Source organism: Cellulomonas sp. P4_B5_2, from assembly GCF_056402235.1.
This window is the reverse complement of record NZ_JBFUHU010000140.1, coordinates 1-9,229: the sequence shown is the minus strand read 5'-3', so window position 1 is coordinate 9,229 and position 9,229 is coordinate 1. Positions and strand designations below refer to the sequence as shown.

The following is a 9,229-nucleotide window of genomic DNA, read 5'->3' as shown; positions in this document are numbered from 1 at the left end:
GTGGTGGCGCGCCGTAGGCGGAGTCAGGCTGGACTCTCAAGGGTGCGGAGATCGCCGATCCGGTGCCCCTGTGCGGCGGGATGCCCAGAGGAGAGGTGTGGCGGTGCAGCTCGACACGTCGTTTGACTTCCGCCGCGATGCTGGCGGCAAGGATCCTGACACGCACAGCCCCACCCTGCGCCGGTACCACCAAGCCTTGTGGAGCAAGCCGCTGCCGAACGGGTTGCTGTTCACACTCAAACCCACACGCACCGCCTACCTGCACCACCGCTCCGACCTCGGCGAGTTCTGGCTGTCCAGCGACTCCGTCATCCAGACGTTCACCAGGTGGGTCCGGCTCAAGCACATCACCGGGCAGCTCCCCCAAGAGTTGCACGATGAGTTCCAAGCGGTCGGGTACACGATCGGCGGGATGATGCTGTTCCCCGGCAACGTCGTCGACGGCAAGGTCACGATCAACGGAGCTCGCGGGTTCGTCCCCAAGATCGCCGACCGCATGGACCTGACTCTCGAGTGCATCCGCCGGCACTACCTCGGCCAGCCCAGCCCCCTTGAGGCGACCCTCGCCAGGTACGACGACTTCTTCGCGCTGTTCGGCACGTTCCGCGGATACGTCGACTTCTTCTTGCTGCAGGACCTCATCGACGCCGACTCGGGAGAGGTGCGGTACTTCATGGACTTCGATGACTTCGCGACGTCGTCCGTTCCCGCCGAAGTACCCACGTACCTCGAGTTCAGACGCCGCAGCATCGAGTTCGTCCGCGCGCGCAACCGGCGCATCGACGACCTGCGAGTCGACGCGGACCCGGGTGGCTGAAGTCGCACGGGTGGGCGAACCCGTGCACGACGCGTGTACGTGCACGTGCGCCTCCATAGAAGGCGGGAGCCCGAGAGAAGCCCCCGCCGCGAGCATCCGGCGGGCGCCCGGAGCGGGACAAGGATGGGCATGACGCGTCTGGCACCACGACAACGTGAGTTGTCGTCGCCGGGGGCGTCATCGGCCCGCTCTAGCTGGCATCGGTCCAAAGGCGACGTGTTGCCCTTCACCCTTCGCGTATGTGGATTCCCCTGAATGACACAACTGTCGAATTGGTCGAAAACCGACCGTCCTGCGGCGGAATATCGACGACACGCGTCGATGGCGACGTTGCGCGTGAACCCCGGCAGTAGCGTCCGCCGCCTGGCGCGAGCAAAGGAGCAAATGCATGGTTCAGGTCGGGTGGGCGGTCGGCGAGAAGATCCGCAGCGCGCTCCTCGCCGCATCGCGAAGCGTCACGTCGCAGCCCAGGCCAGGACCGCGAACATCCGTGCGCTCGCCCCGGCGGGCTCCCGGTGCCGCACCCTCCGAACCATCTATTGCCAGTCGCCGCACCCGCACGGTCGACGCCGCACCCACGGCCATCGACGCGGCTGGGAGTCGGGTACGGGGCCCGTCCCCCCGGTGCAGGTGGTGTCAGAAGTCGGTCCCGCCGGTGCTCGCGGATGCAGTGCAGTGCGCGTTCTGCGGAAGCGAGCGCTGGCATGACGCCGCCGGCATAGCCAGCCGCGCGGACGCCGCGATCCGCCCCCCGACCGCGAGCCGGGCCGTCGAACACTGGAAGGTCGCCCTGTGCCATGGCGCGCCGTCGTGTAGATGCGCTCGAGGAGGCGTCCTGTCGCGAGCCCGTGCCCAGATCCCCACGCTCGCGGATCCCAGCCGCACCGTCGACGTCGGGGTCCACGAATGCACCGGATGCGGCGCGCTCTACGTGCTCGCTGACGTTCTGAGGGTCAAGGAGCAACAGAACGGACTGTTGTTGTTCGAGCGGCTTCCCCCGGCGACAGGTCGCTACACGAGCGCCGGCCGTCAGTACTCCGAGGACTCAATCCTGAGTCGCTACGGGTACTTCGCGGGCCAGTCGACTGACCCAGGTGAGGCGACACGTCGGATGATCCTCGAGATGCTCGTCTCCACGGGGTTGGCTTCGCCCGGCGAGCTCGAGACGTTGCTCGGCCGATTCTGGCGCGAGCGGGGTGAACGCTTCGAGTACGCCGGAGGCGTCTGGAAGGCCGACCTCGAGTTCGTCAACCGAATGGGACGGTCCGGATCGCCCAGCTACACCAACATCCAGCTAGTCCCGCGAAGGCGTTGACCAACTCAGTGCCGCGGCCACGACGCGAGCACCTCGCTGCCACCTTCCAACGGGCCGACGTCGGGCGGGAGTGAACTGCACGATCTGGCTCGGGACATCGGCACAACGCAACGTAGGCGATCGGAGGCCAGCGCACGTACCGCGCGCCGCTGCCCGGCAACCCCGGGGTCTCTGCACAACGATGCATCGTTGAGGTTGTTATGCACGCAGCCGTCAGGAGCGGTGCGCACGCTCGGACTGCCTCGAACTGCTGCAGGTGAACCGTGGTCTCGGATCACGTCGTCTCAAAGGTTGTCGCCCGGCACATGCGGCCGATTCTGATGCGCTCGGATCGACTTTGAAGTCGCGCCGAGAGCCCGAAGGTCTGCGGGCCTGGTCACTGCCGGCTCGCTGGCAAACCCCGTCACCTGCACCGTCACCATCCGAACCAAGAGGTCGAAGTGCTCGGGCAGGAAGCGGATTCTGCCGCGACCCAATCGAAGATGCGGGACTCGTCCGCGCCGTGCCTGCTCGCGCACCCACCAGGGGGAGGCTCCGAGCATCTGTGCGACCTCTTCGGGTGTCAGGGTGCTGTGGTCAGGGGATGTGCTGTGCTCGAGGGACATGTCTCGGCTCCCGTCGTAGTTGTTAGCGGCCGTCCTCGGACGGCAGCCGATAGCGCGTGACTGACTCGACGATCCGCGGCATCGCTAGACCGACCGATCACATCAGCCCGACTCGTAGTTCGGGTGTCCACACCCATCGCGGATCGACGGGGTGCTTAGCGGTACTTTCGGCGCATGCCATCAGCGGACGAGATCGACGCGGCACGCACGGCGGGAGGTGGGTGGACTCGAGCCCAATTGGCGAACTGGGGCGTCTCCTGGCCGCCACCGACGGGCTGGCGCCAGAGACTCATCGCGAAGGGCCATGAACCGCGAGACTCGACTGCAGGCGACGATGCTTGACCTCCAGAGAGCGGTCACAGTCGCAGAACTGCGTGCGGAGCTCCTGCTGAATCCGGACGATGCGCCTGTCGTGGTGACCATGCCCGACCGAGCGAAGACGTCGATCGAAGCCGTACACCGCGTAGTTTCAGCGGGTGCGGGCCCAGGGTTAGTGCCGGACGAAGTAGTCGGGTCTGTCTTCTCCCCTCGCGCTTGGCGACTAGCGAAATCGACCGACTCCAGGCGGGCCACTGGGCAATCGCTCACTCGCTCGCTGGTGCATCGGTCGCCTCGGTCACCGGCAGGAAGAACTCTTCGGCGGTGTGAACCAGCTGATTGCTGGTCATTGCGGCCAGGGACGCCCCTGACTTGCTTCGAATCCCACTCGGGGCACCGACCTCACCTGGTTATACGTGCTGGCGTGTCGCACACGTGTCGCAAGCGCGTGCAGCGCGGTGCGTCTACGTGCCACCCGGCCCCCGTACGGTGTCATCGGCCCGCCTGCCGCTACTTATGAGAGGTGCTGTGAGAGGCGTGGGAGGCTGCGGCCATGCATAACGACGGCGCAGTCGACCCCGACGACGTGGACACCTGGCCCGGCCCACTCCGCGAGGCGCTGGCGCCCTATGCGGCTGACGTACCCGCCGACGTCGCGACGACGGACCTGGACGTGCCACTGGACGACGCTGACGTGACCGACCTGCTCAGCGGCCGTCCGCTCCGCGCGTACCACTGCACCAGGCTGCTCCCCCGCGAGACTGCGAGCGTGCGGCGTGACGGGCTGCGGGCGCTCTCCCGGGAGCACGCGGAGGGGCGGATCGCCGCCGCCCACGCCGCCGGGGCGCTCACCGCCGAGCAAGCGCAGACGCTGACCGCCACCACCGTCTACAGCGTCGATGACCACGCATTGCGGGGTCGGGACGGCGGCGTGTCCCTGGTCCTCGGGCTGACGATGCTCCACACACACGCACACGGTCTGTGGCGTCTGCTCTCCTGCTGGGGCGGCGAAGCGACGTACTGGTACGCCGATGGCCAGGCCGCCCTCCTCCGCACGCTAGGCCGCCCCTCGATCGTCTCGCTTGACCTCCACCTGACGGACGCCAAGGTGCACGTCTGGCCGTCCGTCGGGCAGGTGCTCGCGTCGCACCTTGCCGGGCTCGACGACCGTGGTGGCGAGGCTCGGCGCCTCGCACCGGTCAACGGCGCCGACATCGTGGACATCTGGCAGCCCGGCAGCCCTGACTACGACCGCCTCGCCAATCTGCCCACGGCCTGACCACGGGCCGCGGGCCCCTTACGCGCAGCCACCGGGCGGGCGCCGACTTCGTGCACCACGCTGACGCGGTCAGCACCATCAAGTTGACGAGTCTGAACGCGGACGTGCCTCGAAGAGCCACCGCAGTCCATTCCGATATCTACGGAGCGCGCCGAGGTCCGTGCCCAGGGTCGAGGAGGAGTCCAGCGCACGCAGTCTCATAAACCGACCCGGTTCGGCCGCCTGAACGTCGAGCCAAAGTGTGCGATACGGCTCGGCCGAGACGGCTGCGACGATACCYGACCTCCAGAGCGCCCAGGTCTTGTCGCTGATCCAGCCCTCGTAGCGAAGGTCGAGTTCGTCCTCGCAGAGCTCGATGTACGAGTACATGGCAGCGACCTGCGCCGGCGTTGGCGCTGTTGTAGACCGCAGCTCTGGCGGGAGCGCGAACTCACCGAGCTGGTCCCGCAGCGCCCAGTAGCGGTGGACGTAGGAAGTCTCAAAGTCGCGGACGCGGCTTTGCCGGACCTGGCTTGTCTGAACAAATGCGCCTGCCAGCGCGAGCACTGCCGCAGTCGCCACGATCCAGTTGGGGTCCATCGGCGGTCCGATCATCGAGGAATCGCGAAGCATGTTTGGACGGGGTGAGGAAGCGACCGGGCAGAACGAAGGATGGATGCACGAGTCAGCCGTGGGGACGCTCGCCGCCTGGACGGGGCCGACGTGGATGTCGGCGGCGCGCAAAGGCCAGAAGGACGACGACCACTACGAGCGCACGCCATCGCGAAGGGCGTTTCCCTGGCGGAGCGGAGGGGTCCGGCAGGACGAGCATCTGCCTCGGCGTTGGGGGTGCAGACGAGAAGGCTTCGATCACGACGGCGCTGAGCACACCGAAGAGGATCGAGAGGAACAACGCAACTGTCTGAAGCCGCTCACTTTGGGCCAAATCGATGACGGAAGCTTCTGCCTGAAAGGGGCTCGGGGACGACCAATGCAGGTCACGGAAATCCTCCAACGTCGGGCTCGCGGACTCGACCAGAGCAGACAGCGTCGGTTTGCCGGCCTGCAGATCGAAAGTTCCGCRTGGCCTTGCCCACTCTCCCTCGATCCCGGAGTTCAAGGTGAACATGCCGGTCAGGCTCGGACTGGTGCCGGGTGCCCAACCGAGGGCTGGCCAGGTCTGGAACTCGCGCGGCGCGGAGATCCCGAGAAGGACAGATTGTTGCTGCACTTCGCCGGATAGCCGTCCAGCAACCTGAAGCGCCACAGCGGTGGGCCCCGCCGCCGAACACTTGTCCCCATCATCGACGTGCACTCGCAGTACGAGGGCGTCTGCCGGCTCGGACGCTCCGCCGCCAGCGTCGGAAACGACGAGGCTCGGGTGGCGTTCCTGAGGCACGGCTTCCAACGGCCAGACGACGGCTACGTCACTGAGCTGAGCATCGCCGGCGAGAAGCAGCAGGAGGTCGCGATCTCCCATTGCACAAGTGGTCAGCGTCACCTCGACTTGAGGCTGGGTGCCAGGAGCCCCTGCAACCAACGGGGCGACGAACAGACGTACCTGTCCCTCTCCGGGCGGCCCCTTCGCGAGCACCGAGATCCAGCCGTCGAACGAGGTCGGCGACGGAACCGCGAATGCCTGTCGGCCGACGACTAGCGCCGCTCCTGCGACCACAGTGAGCAGCACGGTCAACGCGATCCGGACCCTCACCCTCCGGCGGCCGTCCGAGTCCTGCTTTGGACGACCTTCCAGGTCATCGGCTGTTCGGCTGGCCACTCCGCCACCGTAGCGGCAACGCGTTTCGGCGACCCTCGGCGCGGGCGGAGACCTTGCGCTGCTTGTGCGCCATCCTCATTCCATGACTCCGGAGGAGGCCCTTGGGGTCGAGCGATCAGACGCACTGCGACGTGTGAGCGAGTGGGTAGTCGCTCAACGGGCGCTCATCGACGCGGCCGAAACCACCGCGGTGACACTGGTGCCGCTTGCGCGCGAGAAGGCTCGCGCCTGGGAGCAAGGTGCGCAGCTCCGTGGCGAAGACTGGCAGTTCGTGAGCACTTCCGACGGGGGCATCATCGCTATTGACGAACCGTCCCAGTTCACACGTCGCGATCCCGCCGGCGCCGTCTTCTACCCGGAGCTGCACAGCCGCCTCGTGGCTTGGTGGCTCGTTCATGCCTGGCGAGTCACGGACCTGCTCGAGGTGGCGACGCGCGATTTGCAGGAGTGGCGCATTTCCACTGCGGCCGTTTCGGCGCGAGCCCTGCTTGAGGAGACCGGCTGCCTCCTCTTCGAATTGCGAGCTATCGACGCGGCGTGGTCGAAGGGCAAAGCGGCCGGGCACGGCATGCCGGAGTTCGAGCGGGCGGCCACCGTCCGAACGGCGTTGGCGCCCGTGCTCTCCAAGGCCGTGTTCGGCTCGAGAATGGATGGCGCCTCAGAGCGGCGCCAGGCGACGAGTGTTCTGACCTACATCCAGAAGCTAGCCAAGGCCCTCGGGAGACCCGAGGTGAACAGTTGGTACGACTGGCTCTCGGATGCGGCCCATCCCGCCGCTGCCGCCCGCATTGCACTGGCGTCCCAGCCAGTGGTGCATGGCTCAGGCGCGGTGATGCTGCAGTTCTTGGCTCGCCGGCCGGTCTCTCCCCGTCGCGCCGACGAACTGGTCGGAGGCACGGACTTCACCGTCGCGCACAGGAGCGCCGACGCCGTCCAGCTCTGCGGTCGGCTCGTGCCCGAACTGCTGGAACACGGCCTGTGGCTGGTCGATGACTTCGGCCTCACCACCTCCGCCGCCACCCTGACGCGTCGCAGGTACTGGCGCGACTTTGAGCCAGTTAAGGGATCTCGGCAGTGCCCGTGCGGCCGCGGTAAGGCATCTGACTGTGGGCATCGATGGGGTGGGGACGCTCGCGAGCTGAGCCTAAGCATCGCGACGTGACACGGCTGCGCCGACCTAGCTGGCTGGCGCGTTCAGTTGGGCGGCTACCGCGGCGTGGATCATGGCGCCGACCTCGACGATGACCTTATGGGAGTCGGCGTGACCGGAGGCGATGTAGTCGGCGATCGCGTTGTGGAAGGGCTGGTTGGCGACGACGGCGTCGACGACGGCTTCGCCGAGGTCGGGTGACTCGAGGAACTGCGCCCGCGAGTTCGCGCGCGCCTGGCCGACCAAGTCTTCGTCCTCCAGCAGGACAGCGCCGAGGACGAAGCCTTCGACCTGGGCACGGGAAAACTCGGCGCCGAACAGGTCGTTGAGCCGGTCGATGACGGCCTGGAGTGCGGCGAGCACGGGGTCGGGGGTGGTGCCCGAGCCGGCGGCGACTACGCCGCGCGGGCCGGCACCTGTTAGGTCGTGGAGAGGAACCACGATCCGAGGCAGCGATAGACAGATTCATCGCAGGCTGAGCCCCGCAGCTCTGGACTGATAGAAGCGTCCGCGCCTGCCGGGTCGTCCGGCGAAGAGAGCGAACGCCTCGTCCGGCGACCTCTTGACTCGATGGGCGTCGCCCTTGATCACCCGACCGCGGAACCGAGGCCAGCGGCAGCGATGTAGCCTTCGAACATGTGTACGATCGAAGGTGCGCGCTGTGCCGATTGAGCGTGTGCCGCTTCGCGATGCTGCTCGAGACGTGCCTGCCTCGGTCCATGCCACGGCAGTCGTCCGACCCGATCGCGCCCTGCCCGTCCGCGCGTGGATCGTTGACGGCAAGGGGCGAGACCTCGAGGTCGATGGTCTCGCGGTCGGGTGGACGAGCCGCGCGGTCAACGTGCGCTACATCGATGCCGGCGGCCGCGAGGGCTTCGTCTGGGTCTGGGCCTCCGCGGTGACGCGGAAGTAGCTGAAGTCGCACGCCCGACCGCGGGCGCACGGTGACGTCGCAGGTCAGTTGGCATGTGATCAATGCAATTGCGCCGTGTGATCCATCGGCGTCATCGATAGACGAACGGATCACATCGCACGATCGCGAACGCCGTGATCGATTTGTCTATCGCCTCTGAGAAGCCTCGGTGCCGTTCACCACGACACCGGAGGCGAGCATGACGACGACCCCGCATCCCGCACCCGAGCACGACGGCGCCGTCGTCCGGGACCGCGCATCGCTCCTGCAGATGCTCGACGCGATCGACGACGAGGGCTGGGACGGCCCCACCGGGACAACCTTGCTGAACTACCTGCGCGAGCGAGTCGTCCGGCCCTTGGCGATCAGCGTCGGCCTGCGAGGCGCCGCCGCGTCCCAGGCCGAGTCCACCGCGTGGCAGGCGCTGTGGGTGGAGCTCACCAAGCCGGCGCTGCGGCGCACCACCTCGCCGTGGGGCATCCTCGGGCAAGTCGCACGGCGGCAGCTGCTCGGCGAGATCGTCGCCGCGCGGTTCGCGACGAACGACCGCCGCGCCTGGAAGCTCGAGGTCGCATCCCGTGACGGCGCAGTCGGCCCGGCCGTGAGCCTCGACCTCCTGCTCGAGGCCGGCTGGGAACCGGCCACCGACGACCCGGAGGTGGGCGACCCACTCGAAGCCTCGGCGCTGACTGATGCGGCGCTTCGCGCCCTCATGCTCGTTGGGTGGAGTGAGCAGCAGGCGAGGTCGATCCTTGCGACCGTGCTCGATGCGCCGACCACCCGGGTCGACGACCGCACCCAGTTCCCGGGCTGGCGAGCAATGGCGGCCACGCTGGGCATCCCGGCCTGGCAGGCCCGTCGCCTCGTGATCGCCCTGCGAGGCACGAGCGACTGGCCCGGCGTCCTGGCTCGGATCGTCGCCGAAGGGCCCGCCATAGTCGAGTCACCCGTCGTCCGCACGGCTCTGATGGCGACCCGACGACACTCCGACCGCGGATCGTCGCCGAAGGGCCCGCCATAGTCGAGTCACCCGTCGTCCGCACGGCTCTGATGGCGACCCGACGACACTCCGACCG

10 protein-coding genes are annotated in these 9,229 nt (G+C 67.6%); 6 read left to right on the top strand and 4 right to left on the bottom strand.

What is annotated here, in order from left to right:
- Positions 1-103: 103 nt before the first annotated feature.
- Both AC1DUQ_RS11650 and AC1DUQ_RS11645 read left to right on the top strand, forming a co-directional pair.
- Positions 104-817 (top strand): DUF6994 family protein, encoded by a 714-nt coding sequence (locus AC1DUQ_RS11650; RefSeq protein ID WP_477073835.1) that lies wholly within the window; start codon positions 104-106, stop codon positions 815-817.
- A gap of 655 nt (positions 818-1,472) precedes the next feature.
- A complete protein-coding gene (locus AC1DUQ_RS11645; protein ID WP_477073834.1) occupies positions 1,473-2,132 on the top strand; it encodes a hypothetical protein in 660 nt (219 codons plus the stop codon).
- 284 nt (positions 2,133-2,416) lie between these two features.
- Here AC1DUQ_RS11645 and AC1DUQ_RS11640 read toward each other — a convergent pair whose 3' ends face one another.
- A complete protein-coding gene (locus tag AC1DUQ_RS11640; protein ID WP_477073833.1) occupies positions 2,417-2,737 on the bottom strand; it encodes a helix-turn-helix domain-containing protein in 321 nt (106 codons plus the stop codon).
- Between the two features lie 1,012 nt (positions 2,738-3,749).
- Between AC1DUQ_RS11640 and AC1DUQ_RS11635 the strand changes: the two genes are divergently transcribed.
- Positions 3,750-4,334 carry a hypothetical protein gene (locus AC1DUQ_RS11635; protein ID WP_477073832.1) on the top strand — a complete coding sequence of 195 codons (585 nt, stop codon included), beginning with the start codon at positions 3,750-3,752 and terminating at the stop codon, positions 4,332-4,334.
- A gap of 78 nt (positions 4,335-4,412) precedes the next feature.
- Here the strand turns inward: AC1DUQ_RS11635 and AC1DUQ_RS11630 are convergent, their stop codons facing one another.
- Together AC1DUQ_RS11630 and AC1DUQ_RS11625 are read right to left on the bottom strand one after the other, a co-directional pair.
- Positions 4,413-4,913 (bottom strand): hypothetical protein, encoded by a 501-nt coding sequence (locus AC1DUQ_RS11630; RefSeq protein WP_477073831.1) that lies wholly within the window; start codon positions 4,911-4,913, stop codon positions 4,413-4,415.
- Positions 4,914-4,998: 85 nt separating this feature from the next.
- Positions 4,999-6,090, bottom strand: a complete 1,092-nt coding sequence (locus tag AC1DUQ_RS11625) for a hypothetical protein (RefSeq protein WP_477073830.1) — start codon at positions 6,088-6,090, stop codon at positions 4,999-5,001.
- Positions 6,091-6,172: 82 nt separating this feature from the next.
- Here AC1DUQ_RS11625 and AC1DUQ_RS11620 point away from each other — a divergent pair, with 82 nt between their 5' ends.
- Entirely contained in the window at positions 6,173-7,252 is a 1,080-nt protein-coding gene (locus tag AC1DUQ_RS11620) for a hypothetical protein (protein ID WP_477073829.1), read from the top strand.
- Between the two features lie 15 nt (positions 7,253-7,267).
- Here the strand turns inward: AC1DUQ_RS11620 and AC1DUQ_RS11615 are convergent, their stop codons facing one another.
- Complete coding sequence (locus tag AC1DUQ_RS11615) at positions 7,268-7,603, bottom strand: hypothetical protein (protein WP_477073828.1); 336 nt, start codon at positions 7,601-7,603, stop codon at positions 7,268-7,270.
- A 340-nt stretch (positions 7,604-7,943) separates the two neighbouring features.
- Between AC1DUQ_RS11615 and AC1DUQ_RS11610 the strand changes: the two genes are divergently transcribed.
- Both AC1DUQ_RS11610 and AC1DUQ_RS11605 read left to right on the top strand, forming a co-directional pair.
- Complete coding sequence (locus tag AC1DUQ_RS11610) at positions 7,944-8,153, top strand: hypothetical protein (protein WP_477073827.1); 210 nt, start codon at positions 7,944-7,946, stop codon at positions 8,151-8,153.
- 199 nt (positions 8,154-8,352) lie between these two features.
- The gene (locus tag AC1DUQ_RS11605) at positions 8,353-9,174 is read left to right on the top strand and encodes a hypothetical protein (protein WP_477073826.1); all 822 of its coding nucleotides are present in this window, start codon (positions 8,353-8,355) and stop codon (positions 9,172-9,174) included.
- The last annotated feature ends 55 nt before the right edge of the window (positions 9,175-9,229 follow it).

Bases quoted from the DNA above. Each gene is read 5' to 3' on its own strand.
- AC1DUQ_RS11640 (WP_477073833.1), bottom strand. From the start codon at position 2,737: ATGTCCCTCGAGCACAGCACATCCCCTGACCACAGCACCCTGACACCC.
- AC1DUQ_RS11620 (WP_477073829.1), top strand. From the start codon at position 6,173: ATGACTCCGGAGGAGGCCCTTGGGGTCGAGCGATCAGACGCACTGCGA.
- AC1DUQ_RS11605 (WP_477073826.1), top strand. From the start codon at position 8,353: ATGACGACGACCCCGCATCCCGCACCCGAGCACGACGGCGCCGTCGTC.